Here is a 17,563-nt window from a genome sequence, read left to right as displayed (position 1 = left end):
AATGTTCTAGAGTAGACAAGTTATTACTTTGTCCGCTCTAGCTCATGACTTTGGTTCAAATTCCGAAACTAACCACAACTTTGGAAGATTTCTTAAAAAATCTGGAAAGTATTGAACCATTATTTGATGCTTTATCTTCGGTGGTATTTTTCATCAAAAATACTGAAGCACGCTATGTCTTTGTTAATCAAACATTGGTAAATCGCTGTGGTCTAAAAGATAAAACTGCGTTACTTGGAAAGACCTCGGAAGAAGTCTTTCCTCACTCTCTTGGAAAAATATATACATCTCAAGACTTGCAAGTCATTCGCCGTGGTAAAAAGTTAACAGAGCAATTAGAACTGCATTTATATGCAAAGAACCAGTCGGGCTGGTGTTTGACTTATAAAGAACCTTTATTTGATGCGGATGGAAAGTTAGTAGGAATAGCGGGTATTTCTAATGATTTAAATGTGCCTGAAAATACACATCCTGCTTTTTATAAAATGGTTCAGGTTGAGGAATATATTAAAAAGAATTATGCCGAAACGATTACGTTGGCACACTTGACCGCAATTGCTGGTGTGTCGGTGGCTCAGTTAGAACGCTATTGCAAAAAAATATACCATTTAACGCCGCGGCAAATGATTAGCAAAATTCGTCTTCAAGTCGCAACTGAACTATTGGCCACAGATTTACCCATTACTCAAATTGGTTTGCGCTGTGGTTATACCGACCATAGTGCTTTTTGTCGTCAGTTTAAGCTGCATACAGGGATGTCACCTACCTTGTATCGTGCCTCTATCAAAAATATTTAGATGAAAAAAATGGGTTGTTTAGGACAACCCACAATCATCGTTAAGCGCTTAATTTATATCTTAAAGACTAATCTTTGAAAGCCAATGACCGGCCTTGGGTTTCTTTCACCAGCAAAATCGAGACAATAGAAATCAGACTTGCGGCAACTAAATATAAAGAAATTGGAACCGAGCTATTAAATTCTTTGAGTAAGGTTAAGGCAATTAATGGAGCGAGTGAACCTGCCATAATGGGTGCGACTTGATAACAAAATGAAAGTGCCGTATAGCGAATGTGAGTTGGAAATAACTCAGTCATTAAAGCAGAGTAAGGCGAGTAGGTCATCGACTCAATAAATAGACCGAGCACAATCGCTAACATGATGAGCCAGTTATTGCCTGTATCCATTAAAGGAAAGCCGACAAAGCCCCAAAATGCAGTGAGTACAGCTCCAATAAGGTAAATTGGTTTACGGCCAAATATATCGCTTAAATGCCCCATAACAGGAATAATAAAGAAATGGATCAGGTGAGCGCCGAACATAAGCAGTAAGATCTGCGAAGTATCTTTATGGACGACCAACTTTAAATAACTGATCGAAAAAGTAACCACCATATAATACAAAATATTTTCTGCGAATCGGGCACCGATACCCGCAATAACAGATTTCTTATGATATTTTAAAACCTCAATAATCCCGAGTTGTTGTTTTGCAAGAAGCTGTTGTTTGGCCTGTGCTTCTTTAAACACCTCGGCATCGTCTACATTTTTTCGAATCCATAAACCAATCAGTACCACGACCGCCGAAAACCAGAATGCACAGCGCCATCCCCAATCTAGGAATTGTTCGGGTGAGAGGTTTTTTGAAAGTAGTAATAAAACCAGTGTGGCTACTAAATTGCCGAGCGGTACACCAGTTTGTGGCCAGCTTGCCCAATAGCCTCTGCGATCATCTGGACTGTGCTCTGAAACCAAAATAACTGCGCCGCCCCATTCACCACCAAAAGCAAAGCCTTGAATTAAACGCAGCATAACCAATAGTGTAGGTGCCCAATAACCAATTTGATGGAAGGTCGGAATACAGCCCATCAAAAAAGTAGTGATACCAACAATAATCAGGCTAATTTGCAATAATTTCTTACGTCCAATTTTATCGCCGTAATGGCCAAATACGAGGCCACCAATCGGTCTTGCTAAAAAGCCAACGGCATATAGGGCAAAGGCCGCCAAAATACCATCTATAGCGTTGCCCGTTTGTTGAAAGAAAAGTTCGCCAAAGACAAGGGCAGAAGCGGTTCCATAAAGGAAAAATTCATACCATTCAGCTACGGAGCCGACCATAGAGGCCGCGACTACCTTTTTTAGTGTTGTCGTCATATACCAATATCCTTATTAAAAAATATGTTACGCAATGATTTGTTTGAGCATCTTGCTATTCATTTTTTGCACTTTTTTATTTAAATAATGTGCGGTTACGTTGTGAGGTTTTGATCTAAATAAAAAGGAGTTCATCACTTAGATAAACTCCTTTAAAAATATTAAAGAGCAGCTTTACTCATTTCACCATTTACTAAACGCGCAATACCAAGCGGATTGGCATTTTGAAGGGCGAGTGGCAGTAAGTGATCTGGATAGTTTTGATAGCATACTGGTCGTAAATAACGCTCAATTGCTAAGGTTCCTACCGAAGTACCACGTGCATCTGAAGTTGCAGGATAAGGTCCTCCGTGTACCATGGCATCACAGACTTCAACACCTGTTGGATAGCCATTTAGAAGTAAACGTCCTGCTTTTTCTTCAAGTAATGGAATAAGGGTAGAGAAGTTCTCAAAATCTTGCAGCTCTGCAATTAATGATGCGGTAAGCTGACCACGAAGTCCGTTTAACGCTAGAGCAAGTTGCTCTGCTGATTCAACTTCAATCACAATCGTCGTTGGGCCAAATACTTCTTCTTGAAGTAACTCATCCTGCTCTAGTAAAAGAGCTGCATCAGCTTTAAAGAGCTGAGGATAGGCTTGCTGGCCTTGTTGTGGTTGACCTGCTAAATGCTCAATTTTGTCGTGTGCGAGTAATGCTTTAAGGCCATGTTCATAGCTTCTTAAAGTGCCTTTGTTAAGCATGGTTTGTGGTGGCTGCTGAGCCATTGCAGCCGTGAACTGCTCAAGAAATTGGCTAAATTCAGCTGATTTAATTCCAATAATTAAACCCGGATTGGTACAGAACTGACCGCAACCTAAAACCACTGAACCACTAAGTTCGGCTGCAATTTTATCACCACGCACTTTTAGGGCTTCGGGTAATAAAACCATTGGGTTAATGCTCGACATTTCGGCAAAAACAGGAATTGGTTCAGGGCGTGCAGCAGCTAAATCGCAGAGAGCACGACCACCTTTGAGTGAACCTGTAAATCCAACTGCTTTAATTGCAGGGTGTTTTACCAGGGGTTCACCGACACCTTGACCATAAATCATGCTAAAGATGCCTTTTGGCATAGCGCATTTCTCAATTGCACTACAAATCGCATTTGCAATTGATTCGGCGGTTGCCATGTGGCCGCTATGCGCCTTCACAATGACAGGACATCCAGCCGCAAGTGCTGAAGCGGTATCGCCACCAGCAGTAGAAAAGGCAAGAGGGAAATTACTCGCGCCAAATACAGCAACTGGCCCAACACCGATTTTATATTGACGTAAATCTGGACGTGGAAGTGGTTGACGCTCAGGTAAAGCCAAATCAATACGGGCACCTAAATAATCACCACGGCGTAATACTTGAGCAAACAGACGTAATTGGCCAGTAGTTCGCCCACATTCACCGCGAATACGAGCTTCAGGTAAAGCAGTTTCTTGACAGACAGTGGCAATAAACTGGTCATCAAGCGTATCAATTTCATTGGCAATTGTTTCTAGAAAAACAGCGCGCTGTTCTGGTGTAGTCTGTCTAAAAGCTGGATAAGCCAATGCAGCTGCTTGAGCTGCCTGATCAATTTCTTCAGGAGTGGCTTGAGCAAATTGATAGGGTAATGCTTCATCTGTTGCAGCATCATAACTTAAGACAAATTTACTGCCCGAACTTGAACGTTGACCTGCAATAAAATTTTGACCAGTAATATTTAACATTATCAACCTCACTTTAGAGTGAACGTCAAAAGTAGTTCTTCTGACGTTGGAGAATTATCGAAGCCTAGGTTTTACTTTTGAGAAATATAGTATTTTGTATACGTTATTAATCAAAAGAAAACTCCAACCTATATGTGTTTAAGCAAGTGATTGCTAAGCTTCATCATCATTTTTAATGAGTGCTTTTGGTAAACCTGAATGTATTCCCCAGTAGTAACAACCAAGAGAAATCACCATAACTAAAAGTGTGTCAAACGGAGCTGCCAATAGGTGTGATGCACCATCACCAAAGCTGCCAAGGTAAGAAACAATAATCATTAAAATGTAGTAAACAAGAAGCCAAGCTGATGACTTTAATTGTTGGGCTAGGCTGACTTCTTGGGTTGGCACATAGCGTTTAAAAATGACATAGAGTGCAAACAATACGATTTGTGCGCCTAATAACCATGAAATGACATTCCAGCCAGACCAATAGACAATAAAAGAGGCAATCACGAAGGCAAGTGGGCCAAGAACGGTAAAACCTTTTACATAGAATGGACGTTCAAGCTCAGGAGCATTACGACGTAAGGCACCCACTGTAACAGGAGCTAGGGCATAACTTAAAACTAACGCTGCCGAAACTACAGAAATTAATTTATCCCAAGATGGAAACGGCATAGTCCAAAATACAGAAAGTGCAAATGTTAACCATAATGCATAACGTGGAATGCCTGATTTTGGATCTACACGAGTAAAAATACGGAAGAACGTATTACTGTTCGACCATGCATAAATGACACGTGGAGTTGCAGCCATATAGATATTGCCGCAGCCAGACGGAGAGATAATAGCGTCTGAAACAACTAAAAGCGCTAACCATCCCAAACCTAATAACATGGCAATGTCGCGGTAAGGTAATGGGAACTTGTCACTGAGTCCTGACCAACCATTTGCTAACATATCGGTAGGTACAGCACCTAAGAAAGCAACTTGAAGCACGACATAAATAATCGTTGCTAAAACGACAGATAAGATGAGTGCAAAAGGAATGGTAAATTGAGGACGCTTTACTTCACTGGCTACCGAAATAATCGGCGTTAAGCCTAAGTACGCAAAAATAATACCGCCAGCAGAGACGGCACCTTGTACGCCGTGAGCACCCATTGGGGCAAACTCGGTCATTGAAAAATTTGCTGGTTTAAAGTGATAGAGAAGTGCAACCATCACTAAAACTGGAACCGCAAACTTCAATGCACTGATGAGGTTGTTGGCAATTGCAAAGGTTTTTACGCTGTAATAATTCAAAGCAAAAAATACGCATAAAAGTGCAAACTGAAACAACCAACCAATGGTAGTTGGAGATCGGATGCCATCATGTATTTCTGTAAGTGAAGGGAACCATGCCGCTGCATATTCACGAGCAGCAACGACTTCAATTGCAATTAAACTTGAAAAGGCAATGACGGTCACAGAACCAAGTAAATATCCTTGTAAAGGACCATGTGAAAATACGGGATAACGGATAATACCGCCTGCTCGTGGTAAGGCTGCACCTAACTCACAATAAATAATTCCCAGAATTAAAACGGCAAAGCCCCCAATAATCCATGACAATATACCTGCAGGGCCGGCTTGAGAGGCCACATGACTTGCTGAAAATAACCATCCAGAACCGAAAATGGCGCCTAAGCCAATGAATGTAAGATCCATTAGAGATAACTGCTTTTTAAACTGACTTGTCATTACGTTTTCCTTAACGACAGAACTATTGTTCTTTCATATATCGTATACGATATATGGTTATTGGTAAATAGGGGAATTTTTATTCTATTTAATGGCGAAGAGTGATCTGAATATTGAGTAAGTTATTGTTTTTAATTTTGTTTAAATAATTTAAATTCTAAGTAAATAGCTTGAAAACCAAATTTTTTTTATAAAAAATTGGGAAAGGTTCGCTATTTTATTTGTTAAAAAGAACAATTCTTAAATATTTGTTGAGTAATTTACCATTTAAATTAATGGAAAATTCCATTTTTTGGAAAATATTGAATTAGAAATTGATTGTGTTGTTTTTAGGCAATGACCCATTTATTTTCAGTGCTTTATGGATGGCTTAATGATAATTTTAGAGTTATCCGAAAGGACACAATAACGACGAACATACGAATAATAATGAATTGAAGGTAGGACCCCGTGTTTATTAGTGTATTTGATCTTTTTAAAATTGGTATTGGTCCATCTAGCTCCCATACAGTTGGACCCATGCGAGCGGCATACAGTTTTGTGGATGATTTATTGAAACAAAATGATCTACAAAACACGCTTAGAGTTCAGGTGAAGTTATACGGTTCGCTTGCAGCAACGGGTGTTGGTCATGCGACAGACAAGGCTATTCTGTTAGGCTTAATGGGCTTTGACCCTGAACATGTCGATACTCAAGCAACTACAAACTTGATTGAAGATGTTCTTGAAAATAACGCTATCCAGCTTAAGCAGCAAAAGAGTATTTCTTTTGACTATAAACGTGATGTGCTTTTTTTAGATGAATCTTTGCCTTATCACCCAAATGCAATGGAGTTGATTGCGTATAACGAGGCGGAAGAAATCTTATATGAAGAAACCTATTACTCGATTGGTGGCGGTTTTATTGTTAGTCAAAGACAATTAACACAAACCCAATCTGAAACCAGTGACGTTAAGGTTCCATATCCATTTCACAGTGCAGCTGAACTTTTAAGCTTATGTAAAACTCATCGTTTATCAATCAGTGAATTAATGCTTGAAAACGAAAAAAGCTGGCGCAGTGAAACTGAGATTCGCACCAAAATTCTGGACATCTGGAAGGTGATGCAACAGTGCATTCACAACGGGTTAATTAATGAAGGAATATTACCGGGTGGATTAAACGTAAAACGTCGAGCTAAAAAAATTCACGATAAGTTATTAAATAAGAAAAATTCAAACTTGATTGTGACGACTTTTCATGCCATGGAGTGGGTCAATTTATTTGCTTTAGCGGTAAATGAAGAAAATGCCGCTGGCGGCCGAGTAGTCACAGCTCCTACAAATGGTGCAGCTGGAATCATTCCAGCGGTCTTATATTACTACGTGACTTTTTCTAAAGATTTTTCCGAAGACAAAGTGGTTCGTTTCTTTTTGAGTGCAGCAGCAGTCGGCATTTTATGTAAGCTCAATGCCTCTATTTCTGGTGCAGAAGTGGGATGTCAGGGCGAAGTAGGCTCAGCTTGTGCGATGGCTTCGGCTGGTTTAGCCGAGATTTTAGGTGCATCACCTGAACAAGTGGAACATGCAGCTGAAATTGGCCTTGAACATAACTTAGGTTTAACGTGTGACCCGATTGGTGGCTTGGTTCAAGTTCCTTGCATTGAGCGAAATGCAATTGCAGCCGTAAAAGCCATTAATGCTGCACAAATGGCACTTCATGATGAAGGTGAGCATTTTGTGACGCTCGATAAAGTCATTCAGACCATGAAAGAAACTGGCAGAGATATGTCTGAGAAATATAAAGAAACTTCAAAAGGTGGCCTCGCTGTTAATGCAATTGAGTGCTAAATAATCAGATGGGGCGAGGTGCCCCATTTTATTTTAAACATTAAGCCTCACGAGCCTGAATTGAGCTTGCGCAGCGATGCTTAAACTCAATAGGCTGCTTTTATTTTATCTAATACCCATTGTATTAATAGGCATTTCATTACCGAATCATATCTTCTATCCAAGTCTTAAAGTTAGGATAAGAACTTTGAGCATCGTTTAAAATTTCAGTAACTGATCTAGAATTAGATTTAGAATTCTGTTTTGCAAAAGTCAGAAAATCATTATTAATTTGAGTGTTAGCTTCAGGATATTCGATAGATTCAAATGGACCATGATTCTGTGACAACAACCAAAGATAATCATTAAAATCTTTCGCTACAACTCCCATTTCTCCTTCTGATCCTAAGAATACAATTGGTTGATCTAATATATTTTTGTCTTTATTTACTATCCAAAAAGCAGCACACCCACCTGTACCATCTTGGCCAAAAAATAATAATGTACTAGCATCAGCTTGAGGATTCCCAGTCCAAGCTGTTAAAAATCCAGCTGTTTCTTCAGGTGATAAGAAATCTTGGTATGGCTCAAAATCAATGCCATCTCCATCAGCATAATCAAAATCTAGTTGGTGTAACTTCTTAAGTAAATCGGGAAATTGAGTCATAAGTTCTCTATTCATTATTTTAAAGAATTTCTAAAATTATATACCTTGTATGAAATTTATCAGTTCAATAAGTAAAAACCTGAGTGTTTCTAATTGGCTGATAAACCAGATTGTATCTAAATTGCCGCATTAAATCTTTGGAAATTGGTTGAGGTTGTTGTATTTGCATCATCAAAAGCTGTAAAAACTGTCCGTGGCTAAATACAGCCAAATTCTTTTGGACATAGTTTTCATTCAAAGCTTTTAACTTCTCAAGAAAAGCTTGAACTCGCATATATAGATCTTCAAAAGATTCTGCATCGTCGGCATCTTTATGCTGATAATCCATTTTTTCCCAATATGCATTTACCCAAGCTTTACGGTCGTCCATATTGGTATTGGCACATTTACGCTCAGACAAATAGCTAAATTCATGCAAATGCTCATCTACTTCAAAAGTGAGATGATATTTTTCTAATAGTGGGGCGGCGGTTTGATGTGTACGTAAATATTGAGACACAATCACATGATCAATCTCAGGCAGTTTTAAACAGAGTGCTTGGGCTTGTTTATGCCCATTTTCACTTAAAGCAATCGAAGCATGTGAAAGGGCTTTTCCATTGATATTGGCTTTACTTTCAGCATGTCTGATGAGAAAAATACTCATATTAATTCCGTTGAATTCTTTAGATTGATAGAGCTTATCAAAGGGGCATCTGAAATTTTTTGCTTATAGAGTGTGTAATATAAACTAATAATAAAAACAATAAAAAGTAGAGAGTTAGTAGGAAAGGAAGTGTATTAATTATTTAAAAAGCTTTCTTTAAGTATAAAGGCTAAAAGCTTGAAAAACTCTGATTTTTGTTTAATTAATAGGTATAATTAAGAAATTATAATTTTATTCATTATAGCAATGCAAAATAAATTTTCTTGTTTTTATCATCCAACTGAAAACACTGAATTGAAAAATATTTGGGAAGATCCTGAGACAGTTTTCATTTTTGATACTAATGTTTTATTAAGTTTATATTCCTTTCAACCAGAAGGTCGTCAAGACTTTTTTAAAATTTTATCTAAGATAGAAAATCGTATATGGATTCCATTCCATGTTGGATTGGAATTTCAAAAAAACAGACTAATTGTAATAAAGAAAAGAAGGAATACTTTCCATGAATTAAATAAAGATATTGATAAATTAATAGATACATTAAAATTTGATAAAAAACCTTTTACTGCTATTTCAAATCTTTTCTCTTTAAAAAAGAATTATCAATCTGTCCAAGAAAAGTTAGATTCAACTTTTTCTGAAATTAATAAGCTATTTGATGAGTTGAAAATTAACTTAAAATTACATCTCCAAGAAATTAAAGATGAAGTTGAAATTTTGGATAAAGATAAAATTTTTATTAATTCTGATGATTTTATTCGAAAAGAAATAGACGAATTATTTCATGACAAAAGGATTGGTTTTAATACATTTGATACACAAGAAAAATTAGATCATTTATATAAAGAGGGAGAAAGACGTTATGCAAATGGAATTCCTCCTGGCTATAAGGATATATTAAAAGAAGAAGAGTTTTTCTTTGATGGATTGCGTTACAAAAGTAAATTTGGGGATCTAATTATTTTTAAACAGATTATTGAATTTTCTAAGGAAAAAAATATTAAAAATATTGTTTTTATTTCTGAAGATATAAAAGAAGATTGGCGAAGTGTTGAAGAATTTGAAGGAAGAAAAGTTTTAGGAGCAAGGCCGGAATTAAAAAGAGAACTCTATAGGGAAGCTTCTGTTAAAAATTTCTTAATTTATCAAATAGAAGAGTTTATGAAGAAAACTGATGAATATTTAAATATAAAAATAAAAGAAGATACTCTGAAAAATATTAAACTTTCTTTAGAAGAAGATAAACATTTACAGTTTCAACATGCAGAAAAGTTGAGAAAAAAATATACCTTAGAGAAAGTAAAATCAGAACGTGTAAGAAAATACCTTAGAGAATCCTTTGAAACACATGAAGACTGGCGAGATATACCGATTGATGAATATATTAGAGAACAAGATATATTTGAAAAATATATACAAGATCAAGAAGAGAATGAAAGATATATACAAGAACAAGCTCATATAGAAGAGCAAATTGAAAGATATTTTAGAGAGCAAGAAGAGATAGAGAAAGAACAAGCTGAATTAGAACAGCAAGTTGAAAGGCACCTTAGAGAGCAAGAAGAGATAGAAAAAGGTTTTTTAAAAAAACAAGCTGAATTAGAAGAGCAAGCTGAAATGTATTTGAAAGAATGATTGTATAAACATAGACTTTAAATTTTCCTGAAACTCATATTAAACATTTATTTATCCCCAAAAATAAAGACAGCCTCCCAAGGCTGTTTTTATTTCCCCACTTAACAATAACTCCCTCATTATTTAGCCTTACTTTTTTAATGATTTAATTTAAAACAAATGGCATTTTGCGTGCTTGACTGCAATAGGGTTGGGCACTATCCTTTGCCTGCTGGCCACATTGCCAGACGGTCGTCGCGGACCGGTTTTTTCGACCACATCAGGATTATTTCTTCTGAGGAATAGTTTTGTGTGAGCATCTCCTCGTTCCCTCCCGTTGCGGTAGGACGGGAGAGGGACACCCTCGGGTGTGCTGGAGTCGAAACCAGTCCGCGAACCCTCTTCCGTTCTGCCACCATAATTTCTATTCATGTCGGCAGAACTCCAAATAAAAAGGAGTTGGCTTTGCACATCCATTATTTCTTGGCTTTCAATGCCAAAAGCTATAACGATACAGCTTAAAATTTTTAAAGCAGCTTGATCACCCTAAGGTTTTCAGGCTTTAAGACTTTTTTATTTAAAACTTAGCAACACAAAACTTGAGATGTGCCAAGCACAGTCTTTATAGGCTTTGCTGTGCCTTTTTTTCTCCCAAAAAAGTATCTCGTTTAGAAACAACAAGAATTTATAACGGTAAAACCATGCCAAATTTAGTTCTCCCTGCACGTGCCATGCAAGTCATTAATACGTCGATTCATTTATTTCACCATTTTGGGTTTCATACTGTTGGGGTCGATAGAATTGTGAAAGAGTCAAACATTCCAAAAGCGACGTTTTATAACTACTTTCACTCGAAAGAGCGTTTTATTGAAATCTGTTTGACTGTGCAGAAAGAACGATTAAAAGAAAAAGTGGTTTCAATTGCTGAGTCCCATCAAGGCGAAAGTGTGGGGGAGAAACTCAAGAAACTTTATCTTTTACACACCGATGTAGACGGGATGTACTACCTATTATTTAAAGCTATTTTTGAAACGAAACTGAGCTATCCAAAAGCCTATCAAATCGCGGTGAGGTATCGAACATGGCTCATCAATGAAATTTATAGCCAGCTTATAAAACTAAAAACCGATGAGACTTTTCAGGATGCAAAACTATTTTTATATATGATTGAAGGCGCAATTATTCAGCTTTTAAGCTCAGATGGAGTAGATGAGCGGGAAAAGGTGCTGGATTGTTTTCTTAATGCTAATTAGAAGGTCAAAGCGTTTGAATATAAGCAATAAACTTTGGCTTCGTGTATTAAAAAAACCTTGATGAAATGGACAAGGCCTTATTTACTTTAAACTTATTTGTTCAGCTCAGGTGGTAAATGCTGCGCCAAATAATCAATTGCAAGGCGGGTTTTCAGTGGCATAAAAGGCAGCGTAGGCCATACCAAATGAATCGGAAAAGCAATGCTCGACATGGTTTCTAACACCTGTACTAGCTTACCATCCTGTAATTCATTTTGAATAAGCCAATCGGGCAGCCAAGCGATACCAGCTCCAGCAAGCGCTGTATTTTTAATGGCCTGCAAGTCATTTAAAAGAAGCTTTGCTTTGGGTTTAATAACTAAAGGCTCGCTATTTTCCTTTTGAAGTTGCCATTTTTTTATTTGACCAAAATGCGGATCGGCAATTGTGGCGTGGTGGTCTAAGTCTTCAATATGTTCTAGGGGACCTGATTCATTTAAATAGTCAGGTGAGGCACAAAGTAGCATTCGATGCTGACCAATCAGTTTGGCAACCAACTGCGTGGTGTCAGGTAACGTTCCGATTCGGATGCATAAATCAAAACCTTCTTCGACCAAGTCTACAGTTCGATCATTAAATGAAATTTCTAGCTGTAAGTCCGAATGCTGTTGAGCAAATTTAACCATGAGCGGGGCAGCAAAGAGTTGACCGAACAGCACTGGCACAGACATTCGTAAACGGCCTGTTGCATTAATTTTCCCTTGGTCTAATAAAGCCGCTGCATTTTGTATTTCACTTAACGCTCGGCGGCTATGCTCATAAAACAAAGCACCTTCGTCAGTCATACTAAGCGAACGTGTTGTTCTTTTAAATAAAGCAACACCAAGCTGATCTTCAAGGCGAGCAATATTTTTACTAATGGCTGAGCGGGTTAAATGCAATTGCTCGGCAGCTTTTACAAAACTTCCAGCTTCAACCACAGTCACAAATATAGAAATTGCACTTAGCTCATGTTGCATGATTGTTGCCTAAAAGGAACCAATATAAAGAAATAATATCACCACTGTTGAATTTATTGTGGAGTTAATATGGTTTCATCAAAAATGTGGAGATGGTCATGGCTAAAATATTGGTATTAAAATCCAGCATTATGGGTGAGGGTTCACAGACCAATCGCCTAATCGATGTCATGCTTGAGCACCGTAAAGGCCAAGGTTTGCAAGATGACATCACCATACGCAATTTAGCGGAAATGAATCTGCCTATATTAGATTTGGAAATTTTCCAAGCGCTGCGTGGGGCTGAAAATAACAATCAAGACATTAAACAAATCGTCGCTTTGTCTGATGAATTAATTGCTGAACTAAAAAGTGCTGATTTACTCATTATTGGCGCACCCATGTACAACTTAAATGTCCCGACTCAACTCAAAAACTGGTTTGATTTGGTGGCAAGAGCAAGACAAACATTCCGCTACACCGAAACTTATCCTCAAGGGTTGGTTGAAGGGGTAAAAGCTGTGATCGTAAGTAGTCGGGGCGGCATTCATGTCGGCCAAGAAACTGAGGCAGTCACGCCTTATCTCAAAGCGGTGTTAGGACTAATGGGTATTCATGGCGTTGAATTTATTTATGCAGAAGGCTTAGATATGCAAGCTTATCGCAGCAATGCTTTAGATTTGGCAAATCAGCAAGTCAAAGAATTCGCCATTTAAAATCATGAGCTGAAACTCTTGTATTCATGATTAGAAGACAAGAGTTTCTAAGTCTATTTAAATCACATTTCTAAGTTCATTTGCCGTGTTGCGTAGCAATGGCAAAATTTGCTGAACCAAATAATCTTCTTGTACACGGTTAGTTTGAGACATGCAGTTAAGTGCCGCTATGGCTTGACCTTGCGCGTTAAATACAGGAACTGCAATCGCAATTACGCCAAGCTCATGTTCTTCTTTGGAAAGGCAATAATCCGATAACGTAATGTCCTTAAGCACTTCAAAAAACTTTGACTCATCTACAATGGTAAAAGGGGTTAAGCGCTTTAAACCATAAGTTTTTACCCATGTGTGCTGCGCTTCTTCGGGCAGTGCTGCCAGCAATACTTTACCTGTAGACGTGGCATGGGCAGGGAGTCGGTTTCCTAAATGCATGCCATAAGGACTAACGCGCAAATTATCTTGCTGCGGTAAATAACTACGGGCAATCGGCACGACTTCGTTATCATCCAAAACTACAATCGAAAAAGTCAGAGACGTCTGCGCACACAAAAGATTTAAAAAGGATTGAGCAACTTTAGGCAGGTGGGCAGAGCTTAAATAAGAACTCGAAAAGCGCAGCACACGATGAGTGAGCCAAAAGTAATGTTCGTCTGTCTCTAAATAGCCTAAGTATTTTAAAGTTTTCAAATACCGCCTTGCCGCGGTACGACTAATACCAGTTCGCTCAGCCACTTGAGTGACGTTAAGCCGTTGTCGATCTGTTCCAAAAGCTTCCAGTAAAGCCAAGCCTTTTGCTAATCCTGCAATATAGTCTTCTTGACGAATTTTCTCATGCGAGTTTGGGTGCTCTAAAAAAGCATCGAGAGAAGGCATCCTTTCATTCCTGTTATTTTGGTTGTTTCTGTCCGCTATTCGGACAAACTAAATGATAAACGGTTATTTTCGTCTTGGATACATAGTGCACAAAACTTAAAGCCAGTAATTTAAAAGTCAGGATGAAACAAGGATGAAGTTATGGACATTTTAAAGACACAGGTTGCAATTATTGGTTCTGGACCAGCAGGGTTATTGCTTGGGCAACTTCTATATAAAGCTGGTATCGACCATATTATTGTTGAGCAACGTAGTGCTGAATATGTGGCTTCACGGATTCGTGCAGGAATTTTAGAGCAAGTTTCAGTCGACTTACTGAAACAAGCAGGCGTTGACCAAAACTTAAAAGAAAAAGGATTACCGCATTCGGGCATTGAAATCTTAACCAATGGTGAATTGCATCGAGTTGATTTAGCCGCACTCACGGGTGGAAAACAAGTAACCGTATACGGTCAGACCGAAGTCACCAAAGATTTAATGACTGCGCGTGAAGCGGAGCAGCTCACTTCATTTTATGAAGCTCAAAATGTACAAGTGAAAGATTTTTACACTGCACCAAAAGTTGAGTTTGAGTACCAAGGTAAATCTTTTCAAATTCAGTGTGACTTTATAGCAGGGTGTGATGGCTACCACGGTGTCTGCCGTGCCAGCGTGCCAGAAGATAAAATTAAGACCTTTGAAAAAGTTTATCCGTTTGGCTGGTTAGGGGTATTGGCAGATGTTCCACCTGTAGCTGATGAACTCATTTATGTACAGTCAGAGCGTGGATTTGCTTTATGCAGTATGCGTTCTGAAACGCGTAGCCGTTATTATTTACAAGTCCCTCTAACCGATCACGTAGAGGACTGGTCAGATGAAAAGTTTTGGGATGAGTTGAAAAATCGCCTAGATCCTGAAAGCCGTGAAAAGCTAGTAACTGGGGCCTCTATTGAAAAAAGTATTGCGCCGTTACGAAGCTTTGTGACCGAACCAATGCGCTTTGGAAAATTATTTTTAGCAGGTGATGCTGCGCATATTGTTCCACCGACAGGAGCAAAAGGCCTAAATCTCGCTGCCTCTGATATCGCTTATTTATCAAGTGCGCTTGTTGAATATTATGTCGAAGGTTCCGAGCAAGGGATTGATGAATATTCAGAGAAATGCCTGCAAAGGGTATGGAAAGCAGAGCGTTTTTCTTGGTGGATGACTCATTTATTACATCGCTTTGAAACTGAAAGTGAGTTTGATCATAAAATTAAACAAGCCGAGTTAAGTTATGTACTTGGCTCAATTGCGGGTAAAACCACATTGGCTGAAAACTATGTCGGTTTGCCTTATGAGATTAAGCAAATTGATAGTTTTAAGCACGCAAGTTAAAGGTTAGTTAAAAATAAAAAGGGCATGAAAATGTCCTTTTTTTATATAAAAACTTAAGTGGGACGTAATAGTTTAAGAGATTGTTTTGCTTAAAAGATCAGCATTAATAAAAGCTTTTGTCACATTTTTTCAGTATATTGCTATTAATTTCTTTATTTATAAATTCTAAGTTTGTATGGAACAGGACCAAGCACGCATACCTAAATATATTCCTATCCGCGATGCAATTGCCCATGATATTGAATCTGGTGTATTAGAAGCCCACGCAAAACTCCCATCAGAAAGAGTGCTTTCGGAACAATTCCAAACCACTCGAGTGGCTGCACGTGAAGCTTTACTGGCTTTGGAAACTGATGGTTTGATTTATCGCTTGGACCGCCGTGGTTGGTATGTTCGTTCTCCTCGTATTATTTACCACCCACAATCGACAAAAAACTTTAACCAGTTTGTGATTGAACAAGGCTATGAACCTTCGACCGAAGTGATTTCGAGTGAACTGACACAAGCCACTTCTTGGGATGCCAAGCATTTAAAAGTTGAAAAAGGGCATCCGATTTATTCAGTTTGGCGACGTCGTTGCATTAATGGACGACCTGTTTTGGTTGAACATTTACGTGTGAATGCTGAGCTTTTTCCTGAGTTTTTAACTCATGATCTCAAGCAATCCATTACTTTACTTATGGCAAATCAATATAACTGCCATATCACAAGAGCCGATATTAACCTGTATCCAACAGCTTTATCTGACCAACAGGCTAAAGCATTGCATGTAAATACGGGCGCACTCGGTTTATATATTTGTCGTAGCAACAGAAATGAAAAAGGCGTGATTACCGATGTTGACCAGGAATATTGGCTACACGACGTTCTAGATTTGCACTTCGAAGCTCGAGCATAAAAATACAATCTGGTTTAAACCAGATTAATCAAACTGTCATATAAAGCTGTTGAAATACAATCATCAAATAATTGCATTCGATGGTTTGCAGATGAAACAGTATGTTCAACAGACAATTAAACTCGGCACTGCATCAGTTTTAGGTGTGGTGGTCGCTATTCAAATGGGATGTTCATCAGCAACATCAAAACAATCAGAAGAAATTACAGTCTATACGGCAGTGGAAGCCGACCAGCTTAAGCAATACCAAGAGGAATTACATAAAGCCTATCCTGAACTCAAAGTAAAATGGGTACGTGATTCAACAGGTGTGATTACCGCTAAACTTTTGGCAGAGCAGAAAAATCCTCAAGCGGATGTAGTTTTTGGTGTGGCTTTAACCAGTTTGCTGGTCATGGAAAAGAAAGACATGCTTGAGCCTTTTAAACCAGAAGGCATCCAAAATTTAAAACCAGAATTTGTCAGCCAAAAAACTGTACCGACTTGGACGGGTATGGATGCATGGGAATCTGCAATTTGTGTCAATAAAGTTGAACTAGAAAAACGTAAATTACCTATTCCAAAAACTTGGAAAGATTTAACCAACCCGATTTATAAAAATCTGATTGTCATGCCAAACCCAGCCTCAAGTGGCACAGGGTATTTAGATGTGACAGCTTGGATGCAGATCTGGGGTGAAAAGCAGGCATGGCACTATATGCAGGCTTTAGATAAAAACATTTCACAATATCCTCATTCGGGTTCAAAACCTTGCAAGATGGCTGCACAGGGCGAAATCCCAATTGGAATTTCTTTCGGTTATCCAGCCTTTAAATTAAAAGCAGAGGGTACACCTTTAGAAGTGGTTTATCCAATTGAAGGTTTAGGCTGGGAAATGGAAGCCTCAGCAATTGTGAAAGGAACCAAGAAATTAAATAGTGCGCAGAAATTTATAAATTGGTCGGTAAGCAAAGCGGCAAACGAAGCCTATGCTCATAACTTTTCAATGGTGGCCTATAAAGGCATTGAAAATACCACTATGGACTTCCCGAAAAACCTTCCCCAAATGCTCGTAAAAAATGATTTTTATTGGGCGGCCGAGCAGCGTGAACGTATTTTGGCTGAATGGTCAAAGCGTTTTGAAAAGTGATCTT

General features: G+C 38.3%; 15 protein-coding genes. 8 read left to right on the top strand and 7 right to left on the bottom strand.

The genetic code is table 11. The features are described 5' to 3' along the window. Window positions 1-44 precede the first annotated feature (44 nt). Entirely contained in the window at window positions 45-797 is a 753-nt protein-coding gene (locus K6I41_RS11670; protein ID WP_151767353.1) for an AraC family transcriptional regulator, read from the top strand. Between the two features lie 67 nt (window positions 798-864). On the opposite strand, the gene abaF is transcribed toward K6I41_RS11670, so the two are convergent. From abaF to K6I41_RS11655, 3 genes are all read right to left on the bottom strand, one after another. Next, window positions 865-2,154, bottom strand: a complete 1,290-nt coding sequence (gene abaF / locus K6I41_RS11665) for a fosfomycin efflux MFS transporter AbaF (RefSeq protein WP_250374363.1) — start codon at window positions 2,152-2,154, stop codon at window positions 865-867. A gap of 161 nt (window positions 2,155-2,315) precedes the next feature. Then, on the bottom strand, window positions 2,316-3,896 hold the full coding sequence (locus K6I41_RS11660) for an aldehyde dehydrogenase (NADP(+)) (RefSeq protein ID WP_250374362.1): 1,581 nt from the start codon (window positions 3,894-3,896) through the stop codon (window positions 2,316-2,318). 153 nt (window positions 3,897-4,049) lie between these two features. Beyond that, window positions 4,050-5,621, bottom strand: coding sequence for an APC family permease (locus K6I41_RS11655; protein ID WP_013198264.1), 1,572 nt, complete (start codon window positions 5,619-5,621; stop codon window positions 4,050-4,052). 450 nt (window positions 5,622-6,071) lie between these two features. Here K6I41_RS11655 and K6I41_RS11650 point away from each other — a divergent pair, with 450 nt between their 5' ends. Beyond that, window positions 6,072-7,451, top strand: coding sequence for an L-serine ammonia-lyase (locus K6I41_RS11650; protein ID WP_250374361.1), 1,380 nt, complete (start codon window positions 6,072-6,074; stop codon window positions 7,449-7,451). A gap of 139 nt (window positions 7,452-7,590) precedes the next feature. Here the strand turns inward: K6I41_RS11650 and K6I41_RS11645 are convergent, their stop codons facing one another. After that, the gene (locus K6I41_RS11645; protein WP_182917387.1) at window positions 7,591-8,097 is read right to left on the bottom strand and encodes an SMI1/KNR4 family protein; all 507 of its coding nucleotides are present in this window, start codon (window positions 8,095-8,097) and stop codon (window positions 7,591-7,593) included. 64 nt (window positions 8,098-8,161) lie between these two features. Next, window positions 8,162-8,743: a histidine phosphatase family protein gene (locus K6I41_RS11640; protein ID WP_250374360.1), complete on the bottom strand. Its 582-nt coding sequence runs from the start codon at window positions 8,741-8,743 to the stop codon at window positions 8,162-8,164. A gap of 246 nt (window positions 8,744-8,989) precedes the next feature. Between K6I41_RS11640 and K6I41_RS11635 the strand changes: the two genes are divergently transcribed. Beyond that, entirely contained in the window at window positions 8,990-10,378 is a 1,389-nt protein-coding gene (locus tag K6I41_RS11635) for a PIN-like domain-containing protein (RefSeq protein WP_250374359.1), read from the top strand. A gap of 680 nt (window positions 10,379-11,058) precedes the next feature. Beyond that, window positions 11,059-11,610 (top strand): TetR/AcrR family transcriptional regulator, encoded by a 552-nt coding sequence (locus K6I41_RS11630; RefSeq protein WP_250374358.1) that lies wholly within the window; start codon window positions 11,059-11,061, stop codon window positions 11,608-11,610. Window positions 11,611-11,702: 92 nt separating this feature from the next. On the opposite strand, the gene K6I41_RS11625 is transcribed toward K6I41_RS11630, so the two are convergent. After that, window positions 11,703-12,608, bottom strand: a complete 906-nt coding sequence (locus tag K6I41_RS11625) for a LysR family transcriptional regulator (RefSeq protein WP_250374357.1) — start codon at window positions 12,606-12,608, stop codon at window positions 11,703-11,705. 98 nt (window positions 12,609-12,706) lie between these two features. Between K6I41_RS11625 and K6I41_RS11620 the strand changes: the two genes are divergently transcribed. Next, on the top strand, window positions 12,707-13,303 hold the full coding sequence (locus K6I41_RS11620; protein WP_250374356.1) for an NAD(P)H-dependent oxidoreductase: 597 nt from the start codon (window positions 12,707-12,709) through the stop codon (window positions 13,301-13,303). 57 nt (window positions 13,304-13,360) lie between these two features. Here the strand turns inward: K6I41_RS11620 and pobR are convergent, their stop codons facing one another. After that, window positions 13,361-14,176: an IclR family transcriptional regulator PobR gene (gene pobR, locus K6I41_RS11615; RefSeq protein ID WP_250374355.1), complete on the bottom strand. Its 816-nt coding sequence runs from the start codon at window positions 14,174-14,176 to the stop codon at window positions 13,361-13,363. Window positions 14,177-14,317: 141 nt separating this feature from the next. Here pobR and pobA point away from each other — a divergent pair, with 141 nt between their 5' ends. From pobA to K6I41_RS11600, 3 genes are all read left to right on the top strand, one after another. Continuing rightward, the gene (gene pobA, locus K6I41_RS11610) at window positions 14,318-15,532 is read left to right on the top strand and encodes a 4-hydroxybenzoate 3-monooxygenase (RefSeq protein WP_250374354.1); all 1,215 of its coding nucleotides are present in this window, start codon (window positions 14,318-14,320) and stop codon (window positions 15,530-15,532) included. Window positions 15,533-15,707: 175 nt separating this feature from the next. Further along, on the top strand, window positions 15,708-16,430 hold the full coding sequence (locus tag K6I41_RS11605) for a UTRA domain-containing protein (protein WP_192454780.1): 723 nt from the start codon (window positions 15,708-15,710) through the stop codon (window positions 16,428-16,430). A gap of 91 nt (window positions 16,431-16,521) precedes the next feature. Continuing rightward, window positions 16,522-17,559 carry a putative 2-aminoethylphosphonate ABC transporter substrate-binding protein gene (locus K6I41_RS11600; RefSeq protein WP_250374353.1) on the top strand — a complete coding sequence of 346 codons (1,038 nt, stop codon included), beginning with the start codon at window positions 16,522-16,524 and terminating at the stop codon, window positions 17,557-17,559. Window positions 17,560-17,563 lie beyond the last annotated feature (4 nt).

The sequence above is a fragment of the Acinetobacter sp. AS23 genome, assembly GCF_023612055.1.
Taxonomy (GTDB): domain Bacteria; phylum Pseudomonadota; class Gammaproteobacteria; order Pseudomonadales; family Moraxellaceae; genus Acinetobacter; species Acinetobacter oleivorans.
The sequence above is the reverse complement of the archived record's forward strand: the minus strand, read 5'-3'. Positions and strand labels throughout refer to the sequence as shown.

Bases quoted from the DNA above. Each gene is read 5' to 3' on its own strand.
- pobR (WP_250374355.1), bottom strand. From the start codon at position 14,176: ATGCCTTCTCTCGATGCTTTTTTAGAGCACCCAAACTCGCATGAGAAA.
- K6I41_RS11635 (WP_250374359.1), top strand. From the start codon at position 8,990: ATGCAAAATAAATTTTCTTGTTTTTATCATCCAACTGAAAACACTGAA.
- K6I41_RS11630 (WP_250374358.1), top strand. From the start codon at position 11,059: ATGCCAAATTTAGTTCTCCCTGCACGTGCCATGCAAGTCATTAATACG.
- abaF (WP_250374363.1), bottom strand. From the start codon at position 2,154: ATGACGACAACACTAAAAAAGGTAGTCGCGGCCTCTATGGTCGGCTCC.
- K6I41_RS11640 (WP_250374360.1), bottom strand. From the start codon at position 8,743: ATGAGTATTTTTCTCATCAGACATGCTGAAAGTAAAGCCAATATCAAT.
- K6I41_RS11600 (WP_250374353.1), top strand. From the start codon at position 16,522: ATGAAACAGTATGTTCAACAGACAATTAAACTCGGCACTGCATCAGTT.
- K6I41_RS11645 (WP_182917387.1), bottom strand. From the start codon at position 8,097: ATGACTCAATTTCCCGATTTACTTAAGAAGTTACACCAACTAGATTTT.
- K6I41_RS11625 (WP_250374357.1), bottom strand. From the start codon at position 12,608: ATGCAACATGAGCTAAGTGCAATTTCTATATTTGTGACTGTGGTTGAA.
- K6I41_RS11620 (WP_250374356.1), top strand. From the start codon at position 12,707: ATGGCTAAAATATTGGTATTAAAATCCAGCATTATGGGTGAGGGTTCA.
- K6I41_RS11660 (WP_250374362.1), bottom strand. From the start codon at position 3,896: ATGTTAAATATTACTGGTCAAAATTTTATTGCAGGTCAACGTTCAAGT.
- K6I41_RS11670 (WP_151767353.1), top strand. From the start codon at position 45: ATGACTTTGGTTCAAATTCCGAAACTAACCACAACTTTGGAAGATTTC.
- K6I41_RS11655 (WP_013198264.1), bottom strand. From the start codon at position 5,621: ATGACAAGTCAGTTTAAAAAGCAGTTATCTCTAATGGATCTTACATTC.
- K6I41_RS11605 (WP_192454780.1), top strand. From the start codon at position 15,708: ATGGAACAGGACCAAGCACGCATACCTAAATATATTCCTATCCGCGAT.
- pobA (WP_250374354.1), top strand. From the start codon at position 14,318: ATGGACATTTTAAAGACACAGGTTGCAATTATTGGTTCTGGACCAGCA.